The following is a 26,409-nucleotide window of genomic DNA, read 5'->3' as shown; positions in this document are numbered from 1 at the left end:
CTCCACGCCGAAAGTAGTTGGTGGGAAACTACCCGCGAGGATAGGTAGCTGCCACGCTAATGGTAAGGAATCAACCAAATGGTTGGTTCCTTTTTTTGTATGCTTAAAAAGATTCTTTTCAGAAATTATAAATATAATTTTCTAAAGTATTTATTTCAAATTAGTTAATATGTCTATTTTAAAGGGACCTTTATTTTACAAATAAAGGTCCCTTTTCAAATACCCTATTGTTCTTATGAAATAAAGATAATATTTTTCAAAAAGATCGATTCTTTCAATCTGATTTTTTACTTTTTATGAAAATTATTTTTTTCTGAATTAAGGAACGTTCAGGGACTATACTTATTTAAAATAAGGCGTAAAATAACTTATTGGTATAGATAATAAAATATATTCATATTTCTATAAATATCTTGTCTATTTATTTAAGTTCTGAAATGTTGTAGGTTACTTATTTAAGAAAATATTTACGATAATATAAATATAAGTTACAAAACTTTGGGTATATTCTATTATAATAGAATTAATTTATATCTATGGGGGTGGAGTTCTTGGATAGCTTTACTGACTTATTTTTATCAAAGTCCGAAATCGAGAAAATACAATTATTTAATAAAATAAAGTTAATAAGAACTAATCAATTAGCTAGTGCAGATCTTATCGGAACATATCGTAACCGTGATATTAAGGTAAAGGATATTAATTTACGAAAAGCTGCTTATCAAATGAATAAGAGTTATGGTAGTGTCTACAATACTTTTTTGGGGATTCAAGAAGACTTTAAACGAATCTTGAAGAAGAGTAAGTATTCGACTGAAGAGATGTTTGACGTTACCAGAGACGCTTATCATGCTTACTTAACGACTAATTCCGATGGTTATCTATTTTTAGATGCAATCGTAAAAGAAAAAGAAAGTTCATTTAAACATTTCTATCAAACACTTGATAGTAGTAAGGCAACTGTTTTACGCCACTTAAAGCCAATGAGAGGTTATTTGAAGCGTTTCGGTGTCAGAATAGCTTATGAACCAATGCGCTTTGTAGGTGATGAGGAATCTATCCGTTTGGCTATCGCGGCATTGTACTGGAATGCTACTAGGGGATACGTTTGGCCATTTGAAGATTTCACACAAAAGACAGCTTTTAAAGTCGTTGATATTGCTTTGGACAAATATCGTCTCAAACCAACTAACCATATTACTAAGACTTTTTATGCTTATGTTGTTATGGCTCACTTGTATCGTATCTTAGCTGGCAATCATGTTAAGAATATGGATGCTTTGAATGTTATCAATTATCCTTTCCCTAACATTTTTGAAAGTGCTGGTTCAATGCTTGAGGGTGACACTGGTAGTAAAAAAGTCCGTGAATTGAAACGCGCTATTAAGGAAGATGTTAGTTATGAGGAGCAAATGTTCCAATCAGCTGACTTCTATATCCTTTTGATGTGTGTTCCCGCTACATTTGAAGTATCAGAAGATTATCTTCAATCAGTTTCGAAACAATTAGTTAGATATAACCCATTGTTTGCTAACTTTATTGATGATTTCTTGGAATTAATTCCAATTGACGTTGAACAAACAATTTCTGATATGGCAATGTCACACAGTGAATTTTTGAGATATAAATATAATTTAACTACATGTATTATTGGTGTCTTAGCACTTGATCATAATTATATTGAAATTCTTAACTTATATTCAGGCTTTGGTGATGCTATTAGCAAGTTGAATGATGAAGGACTTGAAAGTAAGATCTATTCAACTGTTCAACATTTAATGCTTCGTGATAAGTATCAATCATTGAATGGAAAAGCTAAACAAATTTCAGAAGCTATTTATGCAATCGCATATAGATTCTTCTCACTATATAATAAGAACATTCAGGTCAAAGTTTATCTCGAATTAGAATCATTCTTCTTGGTTTACTCAGACTTGTCAGTAACATTACAATCATTACCATACGCAAAGATCGTCAGTGATCCTACGGATGCTGATATTATTGTTACTGCTAATAGTGCCAACCCACCAGAAGATCAAATGGGTAAAGATGTATGTATCTATCGTTGGATGTATAACGGTGTAGATGGACAAATGGGTGGCTTATTAAACTTGATTTACAAGATCTGGACAGAAGAGAAAGTTAGCGAAAATCCAAATCTTTAGTGAAAAAAGTTGCAACAAATTTCAGAATATATTATGATGAGACTTGTGCGATGAGTCGAGAGCCGTCGAATTAGGACGGCACTTATGAAGGTAGGGTATCGAGCACTACTCACCGGATTTGTGAGTGATATCTATAGAAACTGGATGTGAACCGGAATCTATTTACTCATTTTGAGTACTACCAAAAAAACCATGGTTAATTTATACCATGGTTTTTTTTATAGGAAAATTTATAGAAGAGGTGAAAAAATGCGAGCACAAAGAATGTGGTTACTACTTTTAAACATTGCGTTTAATTTGGTAATGGGATTTATTTTACCAGTTAACACAATTTTTATTCATAAAAATCTGCATGAATCCTTGGTAACGGCTGGATTTACATTAATGGTTTATTCAGCTTTTATGATGATTGGAAATGCCATGGGTGGAATTATGTTTGATCGTTTTTCCAAACGTGGTACTTTGTACATTGGTTATATAATTTCCATCGTATCTTTGTTGGGTATGTCAGTTCATCATGTTTGGCCAACGTATGCCATTATGTTATTTATCTTAGGATTCGGAATGGGACTAATTTATACAGCAGTTAATGCTTATACGGCGTTTGTGGCGGAACAAATGTCGGGAAATAGTCGAGTAATCTTTAATAATATGTATTTGGCATCAAATATTGGTATTGCCGTGGGTTCAACTGCAGTTGGATTCATATTCAAGTGGAGCATTTTCTTTACTTTCTTTATACCAATGTTGTTATTCGTTTTAAGTGCAATTATTTTACTATTTAAAGCTAATTTATTGGAGCATGTTTCAGAATATGACGATTCTGATGAATTGGCTAGTTATGATAATGATAACGTTGATCCACGAATCGAAATTGGTTTAGGACGTTTCAAGTTAAATCTTTTCATTATCTGTGCTTCAATCTTTATCGTTTGGTTAGGCTATTCGCAATGGGACAGCAACTTGTCGGCTTACATGCTTAATCAAGGTTACACAACTCGTGAGTATGGACTGGTCTTTACTATTAATGCTGGTTCATTGTTAATTATTCAACCAGTTATGAATCGTGTCATTTCAAAAATATTCAAACTTTTGAAGTATCAAATTTTCATTGGAACTGTAATTATGGGTTCATCTTTCTTATTATTGCCAGGAGCTAAGACTTATTTAGCATTCATAACTAGTATGCTAGTTTTGACAGTTGGTGAATCAATGGTCTTTCCAACTATTCCTGCTTTATTGAGTAAGATGTCGACGAATAAGAATCGTGGAACCTTCCAAAGCTTTTATAGTATCTTTGGTTCTTTAGGTCGTGCGGTTGGTCCTTATGCCGGTAGTTTAATCATTACGGCATTATCATTCTCGACATTATTTGTCGGAATTACTATTTCAATGATTATCGTAGCTGTGGCTATGATAGGCGTTAAAGAATTAGCGTAAGTGAGGGAATATCATGATAATTTTTCTTTTGATATTGTTATTACTAGTCGTTCTAATTTTGAACGCCTTTTTTTTATTTATTCAAAAAAGAGGCTCGAAGGCTTTGGGAGCAGAAGCACCAAAAGTTAAAATGGACGAAGGATTAGTTGAACAAACAGAAGTATATTTAAAAAAGCCAAAACAAGAATGGCAAATAAATTCGAAATTTAATCATAGTAAGTTATACGGTTGGTTTACTGATAATCAGAGTTCCACAACCGTTATTTTGGTTCACGGATTCGGAGTCGATCATAAATCGTTAGACGTTCATGCACAGTTATTTGATAAATTAGGTTTTAATACATTACAAATTGATAATCAAGCTGCCGGTAGAAGTGAAGGTAAGTATTTGGGCTTTGGTTATATTGAGAGTTTGGATCTATTAGAATGGATCAAGGAAGTCATCGCTAAATATCCTGAGAATAAAATTATTTTATTTGGTGCCTCTATGGGTGCAGCGACCGTCATGTTGACAACACAGTATCAATTGCCAAAGAATGTTAAACTGGTGATTGAAGATTCTGGATATACGAGTGCTTCGAACATCTTGAGTTATCACTGTCAAAAAAGGTATCATATTAAAGGCAGATATTTGATTAAGGGAATCTCACTAGTCTCAAAAATACGAGCTGGTTTTTCATATGCGCAAGCGGATTGTACAAAGGCATTGTCTAAGAATACTTTACCGATTTTATTTATGCATGGTAAAAATGATTTTACCGTACCGTTTGAAATGCGTGAAAAGTTATTAACATGTGGAAAATTCCCGAGAATGTCTTATGAAAGTCAAGGGGTTCATATACGGAGCTACTATGTGGATTCTAAAAAATATCAAGGTGCTGTGGAAAACTTTTTGAAATTGTACCTCTAGGAGAAAATAATGAAAATTAAAGTTACCGATTTTATTGAAAATATTCAAGACGAAAAATTCAAACAGACTAAGTTAGATATAAGTAAGGATGACTTACTCCAAGAAGATCTTTGGTCATTAAATAAGGCTAAGGAACAATTGGAAAAAGATTTGGCTGATAATGAGCTTTCACAAGTAATTATTCATGTTGCAGATGCTGAATTTCCAATCGATTTTTATTTAGAAAGTGGAATTATCAATCTACCATTCGCAGATGCTAAGAAAGTAACACATTTCTTTGACGATGATGCTGAAGTTGAGACAAAGATTTATCTCTCAACTAGTTGCGATTATTTGAACGCCTCTAAGTTCCATATTGACTTAATTTCTGAAAATAGCTTAAAAAATGATGAAATAAAGCACACAATGGATATAATGAAAGGGAACTATGAAACTTCTCTAGAGAATTTCTCTAAAAAAGATGAAGACGAGAAAGAGGAAAAATAATGAATTCAATGCTACTACTTTTAGTAATGGGAGTAGGAGCTGGAGTTCTTGGTGCAATTTTGGGGATTGGTGGCGGAATGATTATTACGCCAGTTCTAACTATTATGATGGGATTAGATATTAAGTATGCGATTGGTGCTAGTATCATCTCAGTTATTGCAACGAGTTCTGGCTCTACAATTGCGTACTTAAAAGACGACATGTTAAATTTGCGTGTGGCCATGTTCTTGGAAATTGCAACAACTGTGGGTGCCATCATGGGTGCTTTGTTGGTAGGTGTATTTTCAAGTAATTTCTTATATGTCTTATTCGGATTCTTCTTACTTTATTCAACTTACAATATGATTCGTAAGTTAATGGATAAAAAAGGTGAGAGTGTTTATACCGGACATGATCCAATCGTTGATAAATTTAAATTATCGAGTACTTATTATGATAAAGCGGAACAAAAACAGATTGATTATTCAATGAAGAATGTTCCAGGTGGATTCATCATGATGTGGGCTGCTGGATTAGCCAGTGGTTTATTAGGTATTGGTAGTGGTGCTTTCAAGGTTATCGCTATGGATACAATTATGAAGATGCCTTTAAAACCATCAAGTGCTACAAGTAATTTGATGATGGGTGTTACTGCTGCAGCCAGTGCAACGGTATACTTCTTTAATGGTTCAATTCGTCCTGATATTGCTGCTCCATTAGCAATTGGTGTTTTAGTTGGGGCAACAATTGGTGCACGTTTGATGCAAGTCTTGAAGCCAAGAATTATCAGAATGATTTTTATTCCTATTATTCTTTACATGGGAGTACAAATGGCTCTTAAAGGATTTGGGGTGAACATCTAATGAATAATAATACACATGAAGAAACACGACAGGTCGAATTAGTAATTGGTAAAATTTTACGTATCGGTGTTATCACTTCAGCAATCGTTATTTTAATAGGTATGGCCTTATACTTTATGAGTGGTAGCGGCTATGCCTCAGGTGAATTTCCACGCCGATTCATGGCAATCTTTGCTGGAGTAGCGTCTGGAAAATCATATGCTGTTATTATGCTAGGTGTTTTTCTACTTATTTTGACACCGGTATTACGAGTAGTTGTTTCAATTTATGCTTTTTATAAAGAGCATGATAATCTGTATGTAATTATTACTACGATCGTTTTGGTAATCTTAATATTTGCCATGTTTATGGGATATCGTAGTTAAAAAGATAAAAAATAGAGTGTGAGGATTTTTCCTCACACTCTATTTATTTGGAGTGGAATCAATTAGTGACCACGATATCTTACTTGTGTAGATTCCAGCTTTGTTACCTTTTTTCACGGCTAATAGTATTCCACTATTGTCAGTCCACGTATCAGCAATATTTTTGATTTGAGTATCGTCAGTATCTTTTACGTATGTGGCGACGGGAAAATCTTTATCAATATCATAATCTTTCCCATCGGTATCTCTATAAAATAAGTTGCCTAATAATTTATTTTTATCTTCTGAAACTAAATCACTGGCCTTGGCCTGAACAGACCACTGACTTCCTTTTTCACGACTGTCAACGACATTGATTTGCCATTTTCCAAGTCGTGGTAGGATTCCGTCAGTGAAGGAACCATTGATAGGTTTGAATGAGACTATATTTTGTACATAGTCAAATGCTAAATTTCCACCGACTGTGATTTGGCGTGTAATAGTATTACTAGTATTTCCATCTTGATCCTTAACGTAAAAGGAAACAGTATTAATTTTGTCTAATGAATAGCTATATATAGGAAGTTCAAAATTACCATCTGAATCAAAGCTAAGATCTTGTGTTTCAACAGGACCATTATTTAATTTTTGATAAACAGTTAGATTTTGATAGTAAGGATTGTTATTACTACCGGCGTAAGTTACTTGGGCTGGAATAAAAACATCTTCATTTGGCTTTACCTTAATAATATTAGGTGAATCACTATCCAAACTTAGCTTTCTGTATCTGATTTTGAATGGGATAGTATTGGCATCAGTAATAAGATTATCACCTTCAAAAGAGGCATGAGATGAGGGGACCGTTAAACTTTCTGTAGCATTTTTTTCAGTTTTACCATGTAATTCAATAATGGCAGTTCTACTTTTAGGTGTAAGTTTATCTGGTAAGAGAAACTTAAGTTTAGTGGCATTGGAATCGTTAAAAATACTTGGATCTATTTGATGTGGCTTGTTGTCTGCTGAATTTGGATAAGTTATTGTTCCACTAGTGAATTTAACATGGTCAGGTATGTCTACTTTGGTATTAATTTTATCCCAATTTTTAGTCCAACCTTTATAGTTTAATGTGTAAGTATATCTAATATCACTATTGGGGTCGACGGTGTTGTTACTTTCAGTAATTTCAGTTCCACCTTGAGAATCATCATAAATAGCCGGAACGGCTTCAGCGTCGACGAATGAAGGAATGGATTCAAAAACTAATAAGTTATTCTCAGAGTATTTACCAGTAGAACCAGTAAATCCCCAGTAGAGTTTAGTATTATCTCCGGTTAGTCCAAAGTTCTTTGTATCAATATTAAAAGATGTTTGGACTACCTGTTTAGGGTCAGTAATGGGAATTCCTGATTGGGTATCTTTATCATTGTAAGCATAAGTTATAGTTCCTTGTGAATGATCGGTATCACTTTTAGGTGTCCAAGTAATTGTAACGTGGTGCCACTGATCATCTACTAAATGGGGATGAATTTTGTAATTATTTCCGTGATTCATTGTGGTATATCTAGGAAAATTACTTTTATCGTTATCATAAGTACTTGCTAGTGCTGGATAATTACCGGCAATGTGACGATAATTGTTCTCTGCATTACCGATACCCCCAATATTAAAATCAAAAGAAACACCTTCACTAGTACTTGGTTTGTATCGATTAACAAAAGTATCGAATTCCAGGGCCCAACTATTTTGAATAGCAGTCTGGGCAGTTTTTTCAGGAGAACTATTATCCCCATGGTCCCAATCAGCTCCCCAAACACCTAAAGCTTGTCCATTAACAGGAATTCCATCTGCAGAAAGTGCAATTGAATTTTCTGCGTTATTGTCATTTTGGAGAACAAATGCCATGCCGTCACCAACGAATCCTGTGTCGCCAGTTGAGGGTCCGAAGTAGAGCCACATTGATGCTTTTTGGGGATGTCGAATATCAAAATAGTTGTCATTTTTTCTACTGCTCCAAACAGCCCCTGTTTGATATGTACCATTAGTCATCTTTATGACGCTGGTTCCTTTCGTATTGGGATCAGGATTAGTCGATTGGGTTATTTGTGCATTATTGGTCATACTTGAATTGAATATATTATTTGAAGGCACAATAACGGGTCTGCGTAATCGTTTTTCAGCTGCCGCTTGGAAATTAGCAATAACAAAGGCATTATTATCCCAATTTAAACCTTTGGGTGCTGATGCCAAAGCATTTTCATAATCTTTATTGTCATCAGCTCTAACTATTTGAACATGGGTAAATGAATAAATTATGAATAAAAATATTGCTCCAGTAAAGATTAATAATAGTTGTTTCAAACCATTATGTTTAGTCATGAATATCCCTTTCATCTGACAAAATCATTTTACAAGAAAATTTTAACAAATAAATGAATATTTAACGTGATATATATGACTAAAGTTTATTGTATTTTTATATATAAAAAACAAATAAATGATATTTAAGAAATATCATTTATCTTGTAAAAGTCATTTATTGACTAGTGAATCAACTAATGACCAGTTTATTTCTCCGGAATAATTACCAGCTTTGTTTTGAGAATTGGAAATCAAAAGAATTCCATCTTGTGAATTCCAATTTTCAGTTATATCTTTCGATTGAGTTTCATCATTATCCTTGGAGTTTTCAGCGATTGTTAAATTGTTATTCAAGTATGATATCTTGCCAGTATGATCTCTATAAATTAAGGCCCCATCGAAATTTTGATGGGTGATTGGATTGGTTAGTTTGCTAGCGCTGGCCTGAACTGTCCAGGAGCTACCTTTTTCACGGTTATCAATTACTTCGACTTGCCAATTATTCATTCTGGGGATGATTTCATTGGGAGAGGTAAGATTTACAGTTTTAAAACTCAGTTGTGGTGAAACCGTTCCAAATTGGACAGTGCCGCCTACATTGATTTGCTTAGTGATGACATTGGTTTTATTACCTAAATTGTCCATAACGTAAAATTTTACAATATTTATCTTAGAGGGTAATTGATCATTACTTAAGTGGAGTGTAAAACCACTGGCAGGGTTAGCATCACTTAGTCTAAAACTAGGTAAATTCTTATTATTTACTGATGGATAAACGATCATATTGGAATTGACTAAAGGAGTTCCATCGTGATATTCCAATTCGGCAGGGATATCGACATCTTCATGTTGACCAATTTTTTTAATATCCGGGAAATCACTTTTTAAAGTTAATTTACGTGCCTGAATGAAAAAGGGAATTGTATCAGTATCGGTAATTAAATTATCACCTTCAAATGAAGCATGAGCGATAGGAACATTTAATTTTTCAGTGGCAATCGTTTCTGTATGTCCTTTGAGCTCAATTATTGCCGTACGACTATCTTGACTGAGTTGTTCTGGGAGAATGTCTTCAATAGAAGTGGGATCATTAAGAAATTTATCGCTAGGTATTTGATAGGTATTACCGGTTGTAGGATAAGTGACTGTTCCGCTTGTGAAATGAACATTTTTAGGTACGTTCATTTTGGCATGAATATCATTCCAAGTTTTAGTCCACCCCTTATAATCCAGATTGTAGAAGTAACTAATATCATCATTAGGAAAAACTTGGCTATCATTGTTTATGATATCGCGGTTCTGAGTATTATCACGAATTCTAGAGGTTGCTTCTGCATCAACAAAGGAAGGAATAGATTCAAAAATCATTAGATTATTTTCATAATATTTACCAGTGGAACCGGTGAATCCCCAATAAAGTTTACTGTCGGATTGAAGACCAAAGTTAGCAGTATCCAGGTGAAAACTAGTTTCTTTTATATCAGTAGGATTGGGAATACTACCATCGGGATTTTTATCATCGTATTTATAAGTCATTGTTCCGCCACTGGGAAGTAATGTGTTATTTGTAGTGACATCGGGAGACCATTTGATAGTAACGTGATGCCACTTACTATCAACTAAATTTTCTATGCTAATAAAATTATCATGATGCATTGTGTAGTAATAAACGGGAGCGCCATTATAGTATTTAGAATTCTTTATATAAGTTTTTGATAGGGCCGGAAATCCGGTGGCAATATGTTGGGGAAAGCTTCCAGCGTTATTAGCGTCAAAGGAGACACCTTCACCAGAAATCTCATTAGCACCTGTTAATTGATTTTTGTAAGTATCAAATTCCATAGCCCAACTATTTTGAATAGCAGTTTTTGCAACGTTTGCTGGATCTGAATTCGTTTTGTCCCAATCAGCACCCCAGACTCCCAATGATTGTCCGTTAACTGGGATTCCATTTGCGGAAAGAGCGATAGCATTCTCTTTTCTTTTGTCATTCTGTAAAACAAAAGCCATACCGTCACCAGGAGCCTCACCACCGGTATTACCAAAATAGATCCACATTGAGGCTACTTGTTCGTGACTTAAGTCAAAGTAATTATCTTTTTCAAAGTTACTCCAAACAGCACCAACTTGATAGGTACCGTTAGTCAAACTGATAACACTAGTACCTTTAGTTGCTGGATTTGTTGATTGAACGATAGAAGCATTGTTGTCATAGCTATATTTTTTTCCTGTTGGACTGGTGGCGGGAGCATTAGCTGGCTTTGGTGGGAATTTAGCAATTACAAAATTATTATTATCCCAGTTCAATCCCTTTGGCGTGGTAGCAAGGGCGTGATCGTAGTCAGAATCTCCATCTGCGGAGACAGAAATAGAAAAAATATTTAAGGACAAAATTAAAGTACATAAAAAGATACCGAAGATTAAAAGTTTCTTTCGATAAAAATTATTCATATAAATCCCTCTCAATTAAAAAATCCTTATGTCATACAGATTGTACCAAGTCAATATGTACTTATCCAAATAATTTAAGTATTTTTATTGTTATTTGAGTTTAAAATATATAAATATTTGATTATAAAAATTTATGTTATATTTGGGATTTTTAAAATTAGGTTGTGTGAAATAGAATGGTTTACAATTTCTTAGATTAAGAATAAAATGTAGGCATAAAATGAAATAAGGAGGGATGATTTATATGGCAGAAAAGATCGCTATTGATGCTACCAAGCCAATCCCCTTGGACGACCACTTATGTTTCTCTCTCTATGCAACTTCACGTGCGATTCAAAAGTTATATCACGATGGACTTAGCAAAAATAAATTAACGTATCCACAATATTTGGTACTAGTCGCACTCTATGAATATGATCACGTTACGGTTAAAGGACTAGGAGAATTACTCTCACTTGATTCAGGGACTTTAACACCACTGTTAAAGCGTATGGAAAAGGAGGGTTTAGTAACTCGTCAACGTAGCAAAGATGATGAAAGAGTTGTTAATGTAGAATTGACTGACTTAGGAATTTCTAAGCGTAAGGATATCAATGAATTACCAGAGATATTGGTGGCAAAGAGTAATTTTACCGCTGATGAATGGAATACTTTAGAAGATTTATCTAAAAAATTATTTATGAATATAACAAAATAAGGATTCACCAATTAAGGTGAATCCTTATTTTATAGCTCATTACTTTAACTTTTTAACTTTATCGAATAATGAATTTTCATCTGGTGTTTTATTGTCGCCAGTACGTCCGATATCGTAATCGGAATCTTTCATGGCTTCAACTTTACCCATAAGATAACCATTACCAACTTGTGAGAAGAAGTCGTGGTTACTTGTTCCGGTAGAAATACCGTTCATAACGATAGGGTTAACATCTTCAGCATTGCCATCAGGGAATAATGGCTCTTGTCCCAAGTTCATCAAAGCTTTGTTAGCGTTATAACGAAGGAAAACAAGAACTTCATCAACCCAACCAACTTCTTTGTACAATTCCTTAGTATATTTCTCTTCATTATCGTAGAGAGTATAGAGTAGATCATACATCCAATCTTTTAATTCGGATTGTTTGTCTTCACTCAATTCGTTGAAACCTAATTGGAATTTATAACCAATATAAGTTCCGTGAACTGATTCATCACGAATGATCAACTTAATGATTTCAGCGACATTAGCTAGTTTGTTATTACCTAGATAATAAAGTGGTGTGTAGAATCCAGAATAGAAAAGGAAGCTTTCTAGGAAAACACTAGCGACTTTCTTTTGTAGTGGTTCACCGTTTTGATAGATGTCATTAATGAACTTAGCCTTCTTTTGAAGGTATTCATTGTGATCCGTCCAATCAAAAATCTCTTCGATTTCTTCAGCACTATTTAAAGTACTGAAGATAGATGAGTAACTCTTGGCATGAACTGATTCCATGAATTCAATGTTGTTGAAGACGGCCGTTTCAGCTTGAGTACGGGTATCCTTTAGCATTGCTTGGATTCCATCTTGTGATTGAAGAGTATCCAATAGTGTCAGACCACCAAAAACGTGTCCAACAACGGTTTGTTCAGCAGGGCTGAGAGTACGCCAGTCATCTAAATCGTTGGAAAGTGGAATACGTGTATCCAACCAAAATTGTGAAGTTAACTTTTCCCAAGTTTCCTTATCAATTTGGTCTTCTAGTTTATTCCAATTCATTGATTTGTAATATGTATCAACCATTATAAAAATTTCCTCCTAGATAGAGCAGCTTTCGCACTCGTTACTGCCGATTTCATCATTATTTTCGGTAAAAGTTCTGACGTAGTAAAGTGACTTGATACCTTTGTAGTAAGCATAATTACGTAAAATACTTAAATCACGTGTTGTTTGCTTAGTATCGTCTGCGTCTTTCCAATCATAAAGACCAGCAGGAATTTCTGAACGCATGAAGAGTGTCAAACTCATTCCTTGATCAATATGTTCTTGGGCCGAAGCATAAGTATCAATAACTTTACGCATGTCAGTGTCATATGCTGACTTGTAGTATTTGATAGTATCGTTACTCAAAAGTGGTGCTGGGAAGTATAACTTACCGTTTTTCTTCTCTTGTCTTTCTTCAACTAGTCTAGTAATAGGTTGCAAACTAGCACTTGTGTTGTTGATGTAAGAGATAGAACCAGTTGGAGCAACAGCCATACGATAGGCGTTATAAATTCCATCACGCATAACGTTATCTTTTAGTTTTGACCAATCTTCTGGTTGAGGAATGAAGATATCATTGAAAAGCTCTTTGACAGCGTCAAGTTTAGGGGCAAAGCTCTTGTCTAGATACTTGTCGAAATAAGATCCGTCCGCATATTTTGATTTTTCAAAATTAGCAAAGGTTTCATGGCGTTCTTTAGCAATATTGTTACTCTCAACTAATGTCCAGTAATTAATTAGCATGAAATAGACATTGATGAACTCAATTGCTTCAGGAGAGCCATATTCGAGGTGTTGGCTAGCTAGGAAGGTATGAAGTCCCATTGCACCCAAACCGATAGAATGGTTCATCTTGTTACCATTTGCTACTGGTGGCACAGCAGTAATGTTAGAAGCGTCGCTGACAAAAGTTAGGGCTCTGGTCATTGAACGAATTGATTGTCCGAAGTCAGGACTTTGCATCATGTTCAAAATATTAGTAGAACCAAGGTTACAACTAACGTCAGTTCCCAATTTAACGTAATCTTGAGCATCATTTAGTTCAGAAGGTATCTGGACTTGTTGAATTTCAGTACAGAGATTACTCATGATGATCTTACCGTCGATAGGGTTGTCACGGTTAACGGTATCAATATTCAAGACGTAAGGATAACCTGATTCTTGTTGTAGTTTACTGATTTCGTCTTCTAGTTCACGGGCTTCAATCTTATATTTTTTGATACGGTCATCTTTGACCATATTGTCATATTCTTTAGTAATATCAACGTATGAGAAGGGAACGCCGTAAACTTTTTCAACCGAGTAAGGGCTGAAGAGGTACATATCTTCATTATTACGAACTAATTCGTAATACTTATCAGGTACGATGACACCTAGTGAAAGAGTCTTAACACGGACTTTTTCGTCGGCGTTTTCTTTTTTAGCAGATAGGAAGTCAATGATATCAGGATGGAAGACGTTCAAATAAACGGCACCAGCACCTTGTCTTTGACCTAATTGGTTACTGTAACTGAAACTATCTTCCAATAACTTCATAACTGGTAGGACACCAGAAGAAGAGTTATCAACGCCTTTAATTGGTGAACCTGATTCACGTAGATTAGATAACGTTATACCGACACCACCACCGATTCGTGATAGCTGAAGGGCACTGTTGATTGTTCTACCAATGCTATTCATGTCATCAGTTACTTGTAATAAGAAACAAGAAACGTATTCTCCACGGCGCTTACGACCAGCATTTAAGAATGAAGGTGTTGCCGGTTGGTAACGTTGGGCAATCATCTCGGTAGCTAGACTTTTAGCTAGAGTTTGGTCTCCACGGGCATACAAAAGGGCATTGAAAAGAATTCGCATTTCGTAATTTTCAAGATAAAGATCACCATCATTAGTCTTTAAGGCATATTGGTTATAAAACTTATATGCAGCCATAAAAGATTGGAATTGGAAATGTTGATCTAATAAATAATTATAAAGATTGGTCACAAATTCATGTGGGTACTCATCGATAACTTCTTTTTCGATAAAATTATTATCGATTAGGTAGTCAATATGGTCTTTGAAGGAAGCAAACTTCTTAGTATTTGGCTCAACATTTTCAGTAAAGAAAGCTTTAACGGCTTCCTTATCTTTGTTAAGTGGAATCTTATCATCTACGGGGATGTTGATTTCATTATTCAATTTGAAATAATGAAGTTTGGTTGCATCTAGGTTATTTAATCCCAATTTCATTCACTACTTTCTTAAAGTTTTCGACGTCTTTTTGTGTACCATTGAATTCAAATTCAAAGACAACAGGAACGTCTAATCCATGAGCGATGTCTTTTGCGGTGTGATTATATAAAGTATTGAAATTACGATTACCGCCGCCGGCAACACCAATACAGTTTTGAGCATTATCTTTATATTGTAAAAAGTCAATTACAGGATCCATCATGTCGTCATCGTAAGCAGGTACGATAAGAATAAATGGCCGACCCATTTGGTAAAAGGGGTCGGCGTCGGTTATTTCATATCCATCTATTCCTAGTTTATTAACGAACCGTCTAGTCTGTCCGGTGATAGAATAATAAGCTATTTTTTTCATGGTTAACCTACGAGGTCTTTAAGACTGTCTGGGCGGAAACCGACGATAGGATCGCTGACAGAATTCATAACAACAGGAACACTCTTAAAACCTTGTTGTTTTAAAAGATCTAGGTATTCTGGGTCTTGATTGATGTTTCTTTCTTCGAAGGAAACGTTGTGCTCCTTCAAGTATCTCTTAGTCATTTTGCATTGCATACAGTTGTTCTTGCTATATACGATTACGTTATTCATAGTGATTAACTCCTTTCAACTTGCTATTCCCAATTAGTATAATCATTTAAAATCTTAAACACAATATATAGTGTTCGATATAACGGCTAATACACGATATAGCGTGGTTATACTGTCATTATAAAAATTCGACAAACGTATGTGCCCACACAATTTCGACCGTTTTGTATCTCAATTTCAAATATTTTTTCGATTCGTGGTAAAATTAGCGTAATGACTATTATAAAGTTATGGAGTGTTTAAGACAATTAATTTAGTTGGGAGAAAACTATGAGTTCTTGGAATTTTGTGGGAATTATTGCATGGATTATTGTAATTGCACTATTAATCTTTGTTGTATTTAATATTAGAAATCGACATTTAAAAATTCTTGTTCAACAAAAGAAGAAAATTACTGGAGTAACAATTTTAACAGATCTATTGGAAATTGTTGTCGTCATATTAGCTGTTAGTGGGATGTTATACACTAGTTTATTTACCAAGGTTGATTTGAACGATAAGGATAATATTGCGGTTAGTTATAAATATAATCCGATGATCGTCCAAACAACGAACGATGGACAAGGTTATTACGTTAAAATTAATAAGCAGGAATCTAGTTCATCAACGGATGTTTATCAATATTGGTTGAATAACTCTAAATATACGGTCTCAAGTCAAAACGCTACTATTTCGGATGCGACATTACCGTTTACTGTTTCCGGATTACGTTTGAATTGGCCAGTTAAAAAGATTAAGAAATTGGATTCTAAGTATCAGGATGCTTATGTCATAACAATGCAAGCTAAGTACAAGAATAACTTCAGAAATGGATTAGGATTAAAAGCTAACCATTTTGCAATGGAGTATCGTGTCTTGAGAGTACCGGCTAGTTCATTTATTAATGTTGAAAAATAAAGAAAACAGTTTGGAATATAATATGATTTTTTTCGTTTAAAACAAATAGGAGCAGGTAATCAAGTACGATTACCTACTCCTATTTTCCTTAATGCTTGGAAATACATATATTTATAATTACTTAGCTTTTTTGATTTTCTTGATGCTTACAACAATCTTGTTGTTTAGTTCAGTTTTATTAGCATTATCTTTAGGATCATTTTTTACAATTTCCATTAAAGCAGAGTGTTCGTAGATTTTTTCAACTTTGCCTTGGAATGGGTAATCCATATCTTCATCAACGGAGCAGTCGTAAACAGTTCCAACCTTTAAATCTTCTATTTTCATATGTAAAATCTCCTCGGATTAATTACTTAACAGACTAGTATATTAATATAGTAGAAGAAATATTTCAAACATAGGGGTTCTATAATGGATAAAAAAATTATTGTAATTACCGGTGCAAGTGGTACCGGCAAGACTACCATTAGCAAATATTTGAAAAATACTTATCGTATACCAAGTGTCATCACTCACACTACTAGATTACCACGTGATGGTGAAAAAAACGGCATAGATTATTATTTTGAAACAGAAGATTCATTCTTTAAAAATCATTATTTGGAAAAAGTCGAATACAGTGGTCATTGGTATGGATCATCGGAAGAAAGTCTCAATAAAACTTGGAAAAAGTACAATACTGCTAGTATTGTTGTGGATACACAGGGAGCTATTTCTTATAAGGAAAGATATGGTGAGAATGCCATTGTGATATTTTTAGAAGTGGATTATGACACCGTTGCTCAACGGTTAAAACTACGTGGAGATGATCACAAGCGTCTGATTTCACGTATAAATAGTGATGAATTCCTCAGAGATTTAAGAATTCCTAAAGAATTAGAGGGAAAATCCTATAAAATTATTAATAATGACATCGAAATCACTAAAAAAAGGGTCGATCAGATAATAAAAAGTGAAAAAGTAAATTAATTTGTTTTTTCACAATGGGGCAATAAATATTGATATATCAATGTTTATCGCCCTATTTTTATGGAATTTTTCAAAGTGTAACATTCTTATACAATTGTTGTAACAGTTCTGCAATATTCGGAGAGTAATATAGTGGTCGTTGAGTGATAAGAAATTAATAAATAATAAAAATTTAAACAATTAAAAAAATATACCAATTCATGGGGGATTTCAATTTTGAATAATAACGTTAAAAAAAGTCTAATTTCATTTACAGCTGCTGCAGCAATGGCAGTTACAGGTTTAGGTCTATCAAACGCTTCTTCAGCTAAGGCTGCAACAACTGTCCAAAATGCTCCTTCAGTTGTACGTACAAAGAACAATTCAGCACTATTCAGCACACCATCTTCAGATTCAAAGATTTCTAACCGTATTCTTGGATCAAACACAAGCTGGCGTGTAGCTAAGGCTGTTGTAGATGACAATGGTACAACATGGTATCTTGTAGGTAACAACGAATGGTTAAGTGGTGCTGATGTAACAACTGCTAGTCAAGCAACTACAGAAGCTGCTGCAACAACTGCTACTACTACACAAGCAACTGCTGCTAACGTTATTAGTACAGCTAAGAAGTATTTAGGAACACCTTACGTATGGGGTGGTAAGACACCAAGTGGTTTTGACTGCTCAGGTTTCACATCATATGTTTACAACCAAGCAACAGGTAAGAACATTGGTTCATACACAGTAGCTCAAGAAAGTGCCGGTACACAAGAAGCTGTTTCTCAAGCATCAGCCGGAGACCTTCTATTCTGGGGTGGCAAAGGTTCAAGTTATCACGTAGCTATCTACTTAGGTAACAACCAATACATCGCCGCACCTCAACCTGGTGAATCTGTAAAGATCTCATCAATCTCAAGTTACTTCATGCCTTCATTCGCTGTTAAGGTTCTATAATACATAGCATATTCAAGATTAAAATCGTTCATGAGGAAATCATCCGTAGGGATGGTTTTTTTTTATACCATCGTAATTCAAAAAAGATTTCAGGTCCTATAATATTTATAAGCATCATGATGGTCTGTGTATTGACAGAATCTTTTTGTTTTAAATTTGATAAAATACAATTAGAGGTATTAATAATTATGAAGAATATAATTGATGTCATATATAATAAGCTGCCACATATGTCAGTCACAGATAAAAAAATTGCACAAGTTATTTTAAAGAAGCCCCAAGATGTGGTTGACTATACAATTTCTCAGTTAGCTATTGAGGCTGAGGTAAGCGAAGCCTCTGTTTCAAGATTCTGTAAAAACTTAGGTATTGACGGATTTCATCAATTAAAAACTCGTTTGGCCCAGGTTTCTGATGATAGTAACGTATCATTTACTGTTGATGACGATATTCAGGCATCACTTAAAAATATTGCTGAAAAGAAGGATTCGGAAATCAGTAATACTTTGAAGAACTTGTCAACTGATAAAATGGCTGCTGCCTTATCAATAATTAAAAATGCTCGTTTAATTCAGGTAGTAGCCGAAGGAAACACTTATCCAGTAGCGATAGATACAGTTTACAAATTTAATCAAATTGGATTGCTGGCAATGAGTGATGCAGCCTTTGAAACTTCAATTGCGCAAACACTAAATATGTCGCTCGAAGATATTTTGCTGGTTATATCAAATTCAGGTGAATCTAAGTCATTAATAAAGCAGATAGACGTGGCTCAAAAACGGGGTATCAAAGTTCTTGCCATAACTAACCGTTCCGATTCTCCTATTGCCCAAAGAGCAGATTTACATCTAAAAACATATGTACGTGAACAAATATTTCAGTCTGAGTATTATTTCTCAAGAATAGCAGCGTCAACTATGATCGAGGCTATTTTTTTATTATTGATTGGTCAGGATAAGGGAACATTAGATAAAATTGCTCGACATGAGGAATTAATATCAGATCGTAAAATTTAATATCTTGCTTGACAGGGTATTTTTTTTATTTTATTATGAAAATTAATTTCAAGAATACTAACATCATGAAAATATATTTCTGATAAGGAGCCCAAAAAATGGAGAAATTAATTGAAAAGGCGTCAAGAATGATTGAACCAAATATGATCGTCAGTTTTGGTGGGGGTAGAACGGTAAGTCGATTGATAAAATCGATTGATACTTCCAAAATTTCGGTGGCTAGTCCTTCAGAACAGACACGTAATCTTTGTCAGTCTTTAAATATTCCCGTCATTCCATTGGAACAAATTAAACAATTTGATTTAGCATTTGACGGCTGTGATAGTTTGGATAGTCAATTAAATGTTTTAAAAAGTAATGGCGGTATTCATACCTTTGAGCGATTGTATGCCAATCTGGCAAAACGCTATATAATTATGGCTCCACAGGCTCGGTACACAGAGAAATTGAATCCCCAAGTACAATTAACCTTAGAGGTTTTGGATATGGCAATACCACAAGTGCTTGATGAGGTTTCCATACTAGGTGGAAATGCTGAAACTAGGCAATCTCAGGATCTGGCTGGGATGGTTCGAACACCAAATGGTAATGGATTAGTAGATTGTCATTTTGATGACTGGGAAAATATTGACTTAATTAATTCTAAATTGTCGCAAATGACAGGTGTATTGGGAACGTCTTATTTTAAGAATATTGTAACGGATGCACTTTTAGCAACAGATGATGATGTAAAACATATCAAGAAAGAAGATTTATAGCTATGAAAAAATATAATTGGGGAATGATTGGAACTGGTTGGATTGCTCACGAAATGGCAGATGCTTTAAACGCCGTTAATGGAGAAATATACGGGGCCTCTAATATGAACGCCGAAAAAATGGCTAAATTTGCCCAAGAGAAGGGGATTCAACATCAATACAGCAACCCAACGGATATGATTAATGATCCTAATATTGATGTTATTTATATTGCAACACCACACACATTCCATTATCAATATATTAAAGAAGCATTGAATGCAGGGAAACATGTCTTCTGTGAGAAGGCTATTACAGTTAATGCAAATGAATTTGATGAAGTTCAGGCCTTGGCTAAAAAGAAAAATCTTATTTTAATAGAAGGATTTACGTTATTACATATGCCACTTTATCAACAAGTTAAACAATTGATTTCTGATGGTAAAATTGGTCAAGTAAAATTAGTGCAAGTTAATTTTGGTAGTTTGAAAGATTACGATCCTAAAAATCGTTTCTTCAATAAAGAGTTAGCTGGTGGGGCATTACTAGATATAGGTGGATATGCTACGGCATTTGCTAGAAGTTTTTTGAGTAAGCAACCGACAAATATTTTAACTACAGTAAAATATTTTGAAACAGGTGTTGATGAGCAATCAGGAATTATCTTGAAAAATGATGATGAACAGATGGCTGTTATGGCCTTGTCAATGCGTGCTAAACAGCCAAAACGAGGAGTGATCTCTGGAACAAAAGGATATATTGAGATTAGTAATTATCCTCGTGCAACTGAGGCAGACATTACTTATACGGCTGATGCTCATACGCAAACAACTGACAAAATTGTTGTTGGTAACGATGACAAGGCACTTCAATATGAAGTTGCGGATATGCAGAAGTATATTAATAATGGTCACGATGATGGACAATTAGCTTTATCGCATGATGTAGCTCACATCTTAAACGATGTTAGAAATGATTGGGGAATGAAGTATCCCTTTGAATAGGTAAAAAATCAGTTTCATTTAACTTGAAAACCAGTCTTATTGTTTGTTTCAAATAATTCATAAATCTAAAACAGCATCCATTTAGAATTCTAAATGGATGCTGTTTTAGATTTTTAATAGTGTATGTTTTGAATCCACTCATTTGGTCCAACTTTACAATATGAGATTCCACGGGGAAGTTGAATTCTCTCATCACTAGCCCATGTACCGGCTGCTAATCGGTGTCCTGTATAAGTGAATTCATAAGTTTTGCGGTTAAATTTCCAAATATTGTGACCTGTAGAAATTGTAATGGGGCGATTGATATCTTTATTTATTAAAGCGACATCGTCAGTACTGACCCATTCATTAGTTGCGACTCGATAATAGTGATCGTTACCAGAGTCTTTTCCAATTTTATCGGTCAACCAATCTGTTTTAGCTTTAAGCTTAGGTTTCTTTATTCGAGTGAAGTCATAGGTAAAATCATCTTTTTGATCACTTCTGGAAACCATTGTTGTCTTTTTAAACGTATGGACAAAACTAACAGCTTTAACTTCGGTTGTATTTTGAAAAGAAAATATTCCGACTATTGCCAAACATAAAATAAATAATAAATTATGTCGCTTCATTTTATGAAACCCCTCAATCCTAAATTAAGACCCCATTCTATCACTAAATGTAAAAGAAGAACATGTTACTTAGTATCGTGTTCTTGATGCCATTGTTCGATATATTCTAGGCGTTGCTTAAAGAGACGTTCTTTACCTTGTTCAGTTGGTCGGTAGTATGTGCTATTTTCAACTTCTTTGGGAACGGTTTTCATGGTTGTTAACTTGTCAGCATAATCATGAGTTAATTGATAATCCCTTCCATAACCAAGATTCTTCATAAGTTTCGTAGGAGCGTTTCTGACTTGAAGAGGTACAGGAAGATTACCATACTTCTTAACGTCTTTCTGAGCTCTTAATAAAGCTTGATAAGTGGCATTAGACTTAGGAGCGACGGAAAGATAAATTACAGTCTCAACTAAATGAACATTGCATTCAGGCATACCAAGAAATTGGCAAGCTTGGAAGGCATTGATTGCGACATTTAAAGCATTAGTATCGGCTAATCCGATATCTTCACTGGCAAAACGAACTAGTCGTCTGGCTATGTAGAGAGGATCTTCGCCACCTTCAAGCATACGAGTGACCCAATAGATAGCTGAGTCGGTATCACTGTTACGCATTGATTTATGCAGGGCTGAGATGATGTTGTAATGTTCTTCACCATTTTTATCATAGCGTAGAGATTTAGTATTGAGTAATTGACGAATATCTTCCAGGTCTACTTTGGCAATCTTATCATGAACCGTTGAATTGATAACGGCCATTTCTAGGGTATTCAAAGCTACTCGAGCATCACCGTTAGCGTAATTACCAATCAATTCTAAAGTGTCATCGTCAATTTCAACTTTTAATTTTGGAAAAGCTTTAGAATTAGCGAGAGTTTTTTTCAAGAGATCGACTAAATCATCTTTAGTTAAAGACTTTAAGACGAAAACTTTACATCTCGATAGTAACGCAGAGTTGATTTCAAAGGATGGGTTTTCAGTTGTGGCACCAATCAAAGTGATGCTGCCTTTTTCGACGAAAGGTAAGAAAGCATCTTGTTGAGCTTTGTTGAAACGATGAATTTCATCAATAAAAACAATAGTCTTTTGACCCATTTCTCGATTCATTTCAGCTTCCTTCATAACCTTTTTAATGTCATTGATACCACTAGTAACAGCACTAAAAGTAATGAAATTAGCCTTTGTCTTCTTGGCAATAATTTCAGCTAGAGTAGTTTTACCCACCCCAGGAGGTCCCCAGAAAATCAATGAGGGAATCTTATCTTGATCGATGATTTCTTTAAGAATTTTGCCATCACCGATTAAATGTTGTTGACCGACAAAACCCTCTAGTGTTGTTGGGCGAACCCGATTAGCTAGAGGGCTATTGTTGTCATTGCTTTTGTTAGTAGCGAAGAGTGATTCCTGTTGCATTTTTTACCTTCTTTATTTAATAGCTTGCTGAATTTTTTTCTCATTATATCCGAGTAAAATCAGAAACATGATTATGTACAAGCCCAGTGGAATCAAAGCGTAATTCAAATTAATGGCGGAAATGGTACTGGCACTTTGGGTTTTATTGGAAACGTAGCCTGAAATTTGAAGTGATTCGGCAGTAATTAATCCACCAAGTCCTAATCCTAAATTAACACCGAAGTCATCGGTTGAAGCTAATACACCTTCGGCTTGAATTCCCATTGAAGTACCATAACGGATCGTGTCCGCAATCATGATTGAAACTAGACCGATAATGAAACCTCCGCCGATTCCGTTGACGAAGATACCACTGAAGATCAGAGCTAAATTCTTTGAATAAGCACCAAAAGTGATAATTATTTGTCCAATAAAGGCAATGATAATACCTAGTAACATCGTTTTTTTCTTACCTAATTTGACAGAAACAAAATAGATAGCGACGACACCAATCAAAGCCGTCAACGTGAAACTATTGGCAATGGAAACTAAATTTTCATCGTGAAGAACGTATTTGAAATAGTAAATAGTTGTCTGATTCTTAATGGAAGTAGTTAACCAATAAAGAAAAATGACAATTGAGATAACTATCCATGGCCGATTCTGTTTAAGCATTTTCCAAACTTTAGAAACTGGTTGATGATTAATACTGTCATCAGTATAACGCTCACGAACATGGAAGAATGTGTTCAGAATTAAAGCTAAGGAAATAATCCCAAAGAGGATAATTGTTCCCAAAAAGCCTTTTTGTTGGTCACCTTTACCAAAGAAGTTAACTAAAGGAATGGTAAAGACGGCTACGATAATTTGAACGGAACTACCAGAGAATTGTCTGATAACACCTAATAAGGTTGTTTCCTGCTCATTATCAGTCATGGTAGGCAAGATGGAAGTAATTGGTAAATTAACAGCTGTATAAAAGAATCCTAATCCTAAATAGGTTATATAGGCCCAGATTAATTTTCCTGAATGTGGTAGAAAATTAGGTGTGACGAAAGTTAGGATTGCAAAGATGACATAAGGGAAGGAATACCATAGAAAGAAAGGTCGACTCTTACCCCAACGAGAGTGAGTATTGTCGATCATAATTCCGATAATCAGACTTTCAAAGACGTCAGCTGCTCTGGCTACGACGAAAAGAATGGCAACTTCACTAGCTGTCAATCCGAAAACGTCAGTATAAAAGAAGAGTAGATAGGTAGTCATCATTTGAAAAACTAGATTATCAGCGGCATCACTTAGGCCATAACTGATTCTTTCAGTTAATGAGGTGTTCCATTTATTCAAAGGAAACCTTATTTCTGTGCAGTTAAGCGACGGTAGAGTTCACGGCCGACAATATCGTTTGTCCACATCCAAGCAATGTGACCGAGTGCTTCAGAGATATGTTCTTCAGTAGGTTGATCCTTAGGACTTGGAACGGTCTTCATCATAGGCATGATTCCAATATGGAAGGCAACCCAAATGGCTAATCCAAAGATAGCTCCGGAACCTTTTCTGATGAATGGTTTATATTCTGCCAAAACTTCATAAATGATGGCAAATGATGTTGAGAAACCAAAATGCATCATAAAGCTTGCCCAAGGCATTTGATGACCAGAATATGTATAAGTTCCACGAGTGATTTTTTTAGGAATGCCCATTTGTTCCATTAAAGTTTGTGGAGGGTTCACAGCGTCACGTTCAGCTGTACGTGGTGGCAAAACATTCTCCCAACCTAATTTAACAAATCCAGAAACTATTCCAGCGGCTGTTCCGGCAATGACAGCGGCCTTCAAATTAGCTTTTTGTTCTTTATTCAAGTGCATATTTAATACCCCACTTCTATCATTATTTTAATTTTAGTATAAATCAGAGTGGGGACTAATTCAGGTAATTGGTCTTGCTGTAGAGGAAGAAAATTGACAATATGGAGTTTTAGACCCCTTTGGTCATAAATTCTTCACATATTGTTATAAATTAATTCGTAATTTGGAAACCGTATATTCATAAATTCCCGTTATTATTTAAGCATAGTCAAATAACAAAGAGGTGACCGGATGAACAAACAATCCTTTTAGAATTAATCCTTTTTTAAATATACTTATTGAAAACATAAAATGAATAGAAATAAACCCCTTAAAACTTATATACAAAATTAAAACCCTTATAAACTCAAGTAATATATCTTCCCCCCCTAAAAGATATATCTCAAGATAAAAATTTGAAAGAAGTGACCGGATGAAATTGGAAGCTGAGAGCTGTATTAATTAGATGATGAATTTTAGATTACTCACTTAACAAATAGAATAATCCCCTTATATATTAATTAAACCCTATTTTTTTAAAAGTTTAATCCCCTTATAAACACAAATGAAAAACTTTATTTATCTCCCCCCTTAAGATAAAAAGTTGAAAATAAGATATTTATCCTACATATAAATATCGTAAATAAAAAGTCTGCTATATTGGCAGACTTTTTTGATGTTCTTAAAATTTGTTTTTGGAGGTGGGGATGTGCTTAGATTGCCGTCCTCCGCAACAATAAAATTTGGCTGGAACGCCATGGGTCGACTTGAAGCTAATTATTTCACACTTCGTGCAAAATAATGGATCTTCAAGCTCGACCTTTCCCTAAGCAATAAATTGCTAAGGGAATCTCATGGCTGAGCCAATTTTATTGTTGCTCCGGACTAAATCCTACTTTGTTAATTAGTTATTAATTGGATTATGTAGAGTTAGAAAATCTCAAATAGCGTGGTTGATAGTATTTAATTACAGCTAAATTAGATAAGAATTATAAGACAGAACTACTATTTTAAAAATTTAGAAAAAAGGTAACCAATAGATCCGTTTATTAATCTGGAGTAAAAGTTGAAAATGCGGTCAGCTGTGAGATCATTGTTAGCGGCTTTGCCGGTTACAATGAGGCCGGACTTGAAGATCCATTATTTTGCACGGAGTGTGAAATAATTAGCTTCAAGCCGTGCCCACAGCGTTCCACCAGCATTTTCAACTTTTGCGGAAGACGGTAATTTAAACGTATCCCTAATTTATTCTATTTCTTAAAGAAAAATCGTCTCAAAACATATTTATGAATAACAATCATAAGAAAAATGACAACAACACCAATGATTATTTCACTAACTACAAAATTGCTTCCTAATACACTTTGTAAAACCCTAAGTAATGGATCATTCAAACCAACAATCAATAAAATAATAATTATTATATCCAACGTATAAATATTCATGGCAACCCCCTGATAAGAAAATATTATCA

Annotated in this window: 25 protein-coding genes; 13 read left to right on the top strand and 12 right to left on the bottom strand. The window is 34.6% G+C overall.

Going from position 1 to position 26,409, the window contains the following annotated elements; genetic code table 11:
- Window positions 1–551 precede the first annotated feature (551 nt).
- The 6 genes from ATN92_RS16425 (at window position 552) to ATN92_RS16400 (ending at window position 6,208) form a co-directional block, all read left to right on the top strand.
- Complete coding sequence (locus tag ATN92_RS16425) at window positions 552–2,165, top strand: helix-turn-helix domain-containing protein (protein ID WP_056950811.1); 1,614 nt, start codon at window positions 552–554, stop codon at window positions 2,163–2,165.
- Between the two features lie 249 nt (window positions 2,166–2,414).
- On the top strand, window positions 2,415–3,605 hold the full coding sequence (locus ATN92_RS16420; RefSeq protein ID WP_056950814.1) for an MFS transporter: 1,191 nt from the start codon (window positions 2,415–2,417) through the stop codon (window positions 3,603–3,605).
- 13 nt (window positions 3,606–3,618) lie between these two features.
- Window positions 3,619–4,515, top strand: coding sequence for an alpha/beta hydrolase (locus ATN92_RS16415; protein ID WP_056950819.1), 897 nt, complete (start codon window positions 3,619–3,621; stop codon window positions 4,513–4,515).
- Between the two features lie 9 nt (window positions 4,516–4,524).
- Window positions 4,525–5,001 carry a hypothetical protein gene (locus ATN92_RS16410; RefSeq protein WP_056950823.1) on the top strand — a complete coding sequence of 159 codons (477 nt, stop codon included), beginning with the start codon at window positions 4,525–4,527 and terminating at the stop codon, window positions 4,999–5,001.
- Window positions 5,001–5,843: a sulfite exporter TauE/SafE family protein gene (locus ATN92_RS16405; protein ID WP_034544395.1), complete on the top strand. Its 843-nt coding sequence runs from the start codon at window positions 5,001–5,003 to the stop codon at window positions 5,841–5,843. The genes ATN92_RS16410 and ATN92_RS16405 overlap by 1 nt, the downstream gene beginning before the upstream one ends.
- Window positions 5,843–6,208, top strand: a complete 366-nt coding sequence (locus ATN92_RS16400; RefSeq protein ID WP_056950825.1) for a DUF1634 domain-containing protein — start codon at window positions 5,843–5,845, stop codon at window positions 6,206–6,208. Before ATN92_RS16405 ends, ATN92_RS16400 begins: the two co-directional genes overlap by 1 nt.
- A 39-nt stretch (window positions 6,209–6,247) precedes the next feature.
- Here the strand turns inward: ATN92_RS16400 and ATN92_RS16395 are convergent, their stop codons facing one another.
- Window positions 6,248–8,563 carry an L-type lectin family protein gene (locus ATN92_RS16395; RefSeq protein WP_056950827.1) on the bottom strand — a complete coding sequence of 772 codons (2,316 nt, stop codon included), beginning with the start codon at window positions 8,561–8,563 and terminating at the stop codon, window positions 6,248–6,250.
- 153 nt (window positions 8,564–8,716) lie between these two features.
- Complete coding sequence (locus ATN92_RS16390) at window positions 8,717–10,996, bottom strand: L-type lectin family protein (RefSeq protein ID WP_056950829.1); 2,280 nt, start codon at window positions 10,994–10,996, stop codon at window positions 8,717–8,719.
- A 244-nt stretch (window positions 10,997–11,240) separates the two neighbouring features.
- On the opposite strand from ATN92_RS16390, the gene ATN92_RS16385 reads away from it, so the two are divergent.
- A complete protein-coding gene (locus tag ATN92_RS16385; protein WP_056950831.1) occupies window positions 11,241–11,693 on the top strand; it encodes a MarR family winged helix-turn-helix transcriptional regulator in 453 nt (150 codons plus the stop codon).
- Window positions 11,694–11,732: 39 nt separating this feature from the next.
- Here ATN92_RS16385 and nrdF read toward each other — a convergent pair whose 3' ends face one another.
- From nrdF to nrdH, 4 genes are read right to left on the bottom strand one after another with little or no spacing between them, the layout of a single operon-like run.
- On the bottom strand, window positions 11,733–12,758 hold the full coding sequence (nrdF, locus tag ATN92_RS16380; protein WP_056950832.1) for a class 1b ribonucleoside-diphosphate reductase subunit beta: 1,026 nt from the start codon (window positions 12,756–12,758) through the stop codon (window positions 11,733–11,735).
- 15 nt (window positions 12,759–12,773) lie between these two features.
- Window positions 12,774–14,951, bottom strand: a complete 2,178-nt coding sequence (nrdE, locus tag ATN92_RS16375; protein ID WP_162255714.1) for a class 1b ribonucleoside-diphosphate reductase subunit alpha — start codon at window positions 14,949–14,951, stop codon at window positions 12,774–12,776.
- Entirely contained in the window at window positions 14,932–15,306 is a 375-nt protein-coding gene (gene nrdI, locus ATN92_RS16370) for a class Ib ribonucleoside-diphosphate reductase assembly flavoprotein NrdI (RefSeq protein ID WP_056950835.1), read from the bottom strand. Before nrdI ends, nrdE begins: the two co-directional genes overlap by 20 nt.
- 2 nt (window positions 15,307–15,308) lie before the next feature.
- The gene (gene nrdH, locus ATN92_RS16365; RefSeq protein ID WP_025085015.1) at window positions 15,309–15,539 is read right to left on the bottom strand and encodes a glutaredoxin-like protein NrdH; all 231 of its coding nucleotides are present in this window, start codon (window positions 15,537–15,539) and stop codon (window positions 15,309–15,311) included.
- Window positions 15,540–15,809: 270 nt separating this feature from the next.
- Here nrdH and ATN92_RS16360 point away from each other — a divergent pair, with 270 nt between their 5' ends.
- A complete protein-coding gene (locus ATN92_RS16360; RefSeq protein WP_056950836.1) occupies window positions 15,810–16,436 on the top strand; it encodes an LVIS_2131 family protein in 627 nt (208 codons plus the stop codon).
- A gap of 117 nt (window positions 16,437–16,553) precedes the next feature.
- On the opposite strand, the gene ATN92_RS16355 is transcribed toward ATN92_RS16360, so the two are convergent.
- Window positions 16,554–16,763 (bottom strand): hypothetical protein, encoded by a 210-nt coding sequence (locus tag ATN92_RS16355; RefSeq protein WP_025085017.1) that lies wholly within the window; start codon window positions 16,761–16,763, stop codon window positions 16,554–16,556.
- 84 nt (window positions 16,764–16,847) lie between these two features.
- On the opposite strand from ATN92_RS16355, the gene ATN92_RS16350 reads away from it, so the two are divergent.
- The 5 genes from ATN92_RS16350 (at window position 16,848) to ATN92_RS16330 (ending at window position 21,098) form a co-directional block, all read left to right on the top strand.
- Complete coding sequence (locus tag ATN92_RS16350) at window positions 16,848–17,405, top strand: guanylate kinase (RefSeq protein ID WP_056950838.1); 558 nt, start codon at window positions 16,848–16,850, stop codon at window positions 17,403–17,405.
- Window positions 17,406–17,621: 216 nt separating this feature from the next.
- A complete protein-coding gene (locus ATN92_RS16345; RefSeq protein WP_056950840.1) occupies window positions 17,622–18,341 on the top strand; it encodes a C40 family peptidase in 720 nt (239 codons plus the stop codon).
- Window positions 18,342–18,529: 188 nt separating this feature from the next.
- Window positions 18,530–19,357 (top strand): MurR/RpiR family transcriptional regulator, encoded by an 828-nt coding sequence (locus ATN92_RS16340; protein ID WP_056950841.1) that lies wholly within the window; start codon window positions 18,530–18,532, stop codon window positions 19,355–19,357.
- 98 nt (window positions 19,358–19,455) lie between these two features.
- Window positions 19,456–20,115 (top strand): ribose-5-phosphate isomerase A, encoded by a 660-nt coding sequence (locus tag ATN92_RS16335; RefSeq protein ID WP_056950843.1) that lies wholly within the window; start codon window positions 19,456–19,458, stop codon window positions 20,113–20,115.
- Between the two features lie 2 nt (window positions 20,116–20,117).
- Entirely contained in the window at window positions 20,118–21,098 is a 981-nt protein-coding gene (locus tag ATN92_RS16330) for a Gfo/Idh/MocA family protein (RefSeq protein ID WP_056950845.1), read from the top strand.
- Window positions 21,099–21,211: 113 nt separating this feature from the next.
- Here the strand turns inward: ATN92_RS16330 and ATN92_RS16325 are convergent, their stop codons facing one another.
- The 5 genes from ATN92_RS16325 to ATN92_RS16305 all read right to left on the bottom strand — a co-directional run bounded on the left by ATN92_RS16325 (window position 21,212) and on the right by ATN92_RS16305 (window position 26,380).
- Complete coding sequence (locus ATN92_RS16325) at window positions 21,212–21,709, bottom strand: hypothetical protein (RefSeq protein ID WP_056950847.1); 498 nt, start codon at window positions 21,707–21,709, stop codon at window positions 21,212–21,214.
- Between the two features lie 65 nt (window positions 21,710–21,774).
- Window positions 21,775–23,109 carry a replication-associated recombination protein A gene (locus tag ATN92_RS16320; protein WP_056950850.1) on the bottom strand — a complete coding sequence of 445 codons (1,335 nt, stop codon included), beginning with the start codon at window positions 23,107–23,109 and terminating at the stop codon, window positions 21,775–21,777.
- Window positions 23,110–23,121: 12 nt separating this feature from the next.
- Window positions 23,122–24,435 (bottom strand): MFS transporter, encoded by a 1,314-nt coding sequence (locus ATN92_RS16315; protein ID WP_056950852.1) that lies wholly within the window; start codon window positions 24,433–24,435, stop codon window positions 23,122–23,124.
- Between the two features lie 8 nt (window positions 24,436–24,443).
- Window positions 24,444–24,956 (bottom strand): YagU family protein, encoded by a 513-nt coding sequence (locus ATN92_RS16310; protein WP_025085025.1) that lies wholly within the window; start codon window positions 24,954–24,956, stop codon window positions 24,444–24,446.
- Between the two features lie 1,229 nt (window positions 24,957–26,185).
- Complete coding sequence (locus ATN92_RS16305; protein ID WP_056951783.1) at window positions 26,186–26,380, bottom strand: hypothetical protein; 195 nt, start codon at window positions 26,378–26,380, stop codon at window positions 26,186–26,188.
- Window positions 26,381–26,409: the final 29 nt, after the last annotated feature.

The sequence above is a fragment of the Companilactobacillus bobalius genome (assembly GCF_009764355.1).
This window is presented reverse-complemented; position numbering and strand designations above follow the sequence as displayed.

What these genes read in the sequence shown, in the direction of transcription:
- ATN92_RS16420 (WP_056950814.1), top strand. Translation starts at nt 2,415, where the DNA reads ATGCGAGCACAAAGAATGTGGTTACTACTTTTAAACATTGCGTTTAAT.
- ATN92_RS16415 (WP_056950819.1), top strand. Translation starts at nt 3,619, where the DNA reads ATGATAATTTTTCTTTTGATATTGTTATTACTAGTCGTTCTAATTTTG.
- ATN92_RS16410 (WP_056950823.1), top strand. Translation starts at nt 4,525, where the DNA reads ATGAAAATTAAAGTTACCGATTTTATTGAAAATATTCAAGACGAAAAA.
- ATN92_RS16405 (WP_034544395.1), top strand. Translation starts at nt 5,001, where the DNA reads ATGAATTCAATGCTACTACTTTTAGTAATGGGAGTAGGAGCTGGAGTT.
- ATN92_RS16400 (WP_056950825.1), top strand. Translation starts at nt 5,843, where the DNA reads ATGAATAATAATACACATGAAGAAACACGACAGGTCGAATTAGTAATT.
- ATN92_RS16395 (WP_056950827.1), bottom strand. Translation starts at nt 8,563, where the DNA reads ATGACTAAACATAATGGTTTGAAACAACTATTATTAATCTTTACTGGA.
- ATN92_RS16390 (WP_056950829.1), bottom strand. Translation starts at nt 10,996, where the DNA reads ATGAATAATTTTTATCGAAAGAAACTTTTAATCTTCGGTATCTTTTTA.
- ATN92_RS16385 (WP_056950831.1), top strand. Translation starts at nt 11,241, where the DNA reads ATGGCAGAAAAGATCGCTATTGATGCTACCAAGCCAATCCCCTTGGAC.
- nrdF (WP_056950832.1), bottom strand. Translation starts at nt 12,758, where the DNA reads ATGGTTGATACATATTACAAATCAATGAATTGGAATAAACTAGAAGAC.
- nrdE (WP_162255714.1), bottom strand. Translation starts at nt 14,951, where the DNA reads ATGAAATTGGGATTAAATAACCTAGATGCAACCAAACTTCATTATTTC.
- nrdI (WP_056950835.1), bottom strand. Translation starts at nt 15,306, where the DNA reads ATGAAAAAAATAGCTTATTATTCTATCACCGGACAGACTAGACGGTTC.
- nrdH (WP_025085015.1), bottom strand. Translation starts at nt 15,539, where the DNA reads ATGAATAACGTAATCGTATATAGCAAGAACAACTGTATGCAATGCAAA.
- ATN92_RS16360 (WP_056950836.1), top strand. Translation starts at nt 15,810, where the DNA reads ATGAGTTCTTGGAATTTTGTGGGAATTATTGCATGGATTATTGTAATT.
- ATN92_RS16355 (WP_025085017.1), bottom strand. Translation starts at nt 16,763, where the DNA reads ATGAAAATAGAAGATTTAAAGGTTGGAACTGTTTACGACTGCTCCGTT.
- ATN92_RS16350 (WP_056950838.1), top strand. Translation starts at nt 16,848, where the DNA reads ATGGATAAAAAAATTATTGTAATTACCGGTGCAAGTGGTACCGGCAAG.
- ATN92_RS16340 (WP_056950841.1), top strand. Translation starts at nt 18,530, where the DNA reads ATGAAGAATATAATTGATGTCATATATAATAAGCTGCCACATATGTCA.
- ATN92_RS16335 (WP_056950843.1), top strand. Translation starts at nt 19,456, where the DNA reads ATGGAGAAATTAATTGAAAAGGCGTCAAGAATGATTGAACCAAATATG.
- ATN92_RS16330 (WP_056950845.1), top strand. Translation starts at nt 20,118, where the DNA reads ATGAAAAAATATAATTGGGGAATGATTGGAACTGGTTGGATTGCTCAC.
- ATN92_RS16325 (WP_056950847.1), bottom strand. Translation starts at nt 21,709, where the DNA reads ATGAAGCGACATAATTTATTATTTATTTTATGTTTGGCAATAGTCGGA.
- ATN92_RS16320 (WP_056950850.1), bottom strand. Translation starts at nt 23,109, where the DNA reads ATGCAACAGGAATCACTCTTCGCTACTAACAAAAGCAATGACAACAAT.
- ATN92_RS16310 (WP_025085025.1), bottom strand. Translation starts at nt 24,956, where the DNA reads ATGCACTTGAATAAAGAACAAAAAGCTAATTTGAAGGCCGCTGTCATT.
- ATN92_RS16305 (WP_056951783.1), bottom strand. Translation starts at nt 26,380, where the DNA reads ATGAATATTTATACGTTGGATATAATAATTATTATTTTATTGATTGTT.